The organism is Desulfuribacillus stibiiarsenatis (genome assembly GCF_001742305.1).
Taxonomy (GTDB): Bacteria; Bacillota; Bacilli; order Desulfuribacillales; family Desulfuribacillaceae; genus Desulfuribacillus_A; species Desulfuribacillus_A stibiiarsenatis.
Genome location: NZ_MJAT01000029.1, coordinates 1 through 673 on the forward strand (window position 1 = coordinate 1; position 673 = coordinate 673).

General features: G+C 35.4%; 1 protein-coding gene. It reads right to left on the reverse strand.

Annotated features, from left to right (window positions below; all coding sequences use genetic code 11):
• A partial coding sequence (locus BHU72_RS09330; RefSeq protein WP_367114478.1) for an IS3 family transposase occupies positions 1–663 on the reverse strand: 663 nt, incomplete at its 3' end.
• Positions 664–673: the final 10 nt, after the last annotated feature.

Genomic DNA, 673 nt, shown 5'->3' on the forward strand with positions numbered 1-673 from the left:
CCTCTTTTGATACCGTCGATTATTGTAATACTCTATGTATTCCATGATTGCTGATTCTAGCTCTTCATATGAGTTGAATTTGCTAAGGTAATACATTTCTGATTTCAACATTCCCCAAAATGATTCCATTGGTCCATTATCAATACATCTCGCTACCCTTGACATGCTTTGTGTCATTTTTGCATCGTCTAGTTTTTTCTTAAAAATCTTATTTGTATATTGGAAGCCACGATCACTATGGAAGATTGGCTTTGCATCCGGATACACCTGGTGCGCTATATCAAATGTTTTAAAGACAAGTTCGTTGTTATTGGAATGTCCAAGTACAAAGGAAACAATGCTTTTGTCTGCCAAGTCTAGAATAGCACTAAGATAAGCTTTATTTTGAATACCATACTTCATTTCTGTTACATCTGTAAGCCATTTGGTGCCGAATTGATTGCTCTCAAACTGTCTATTCAAGATGTTTTCTGCAGTAATTTCAGGTGTGGAATGGATGTAATTCTTTCTTTTTCTACGACATACGGATTTCAAGTGTAAGATCTGCATCAGTCGGTAGATTCGCTTGTGATTCACATGAAAATCATGTTCTCGGTTTATTTTGATTGTCATTTGGCGATATCCAAGGATTCCGTTCTTTTCTTCATAAGCATCTTTGATGATTGATAATAAA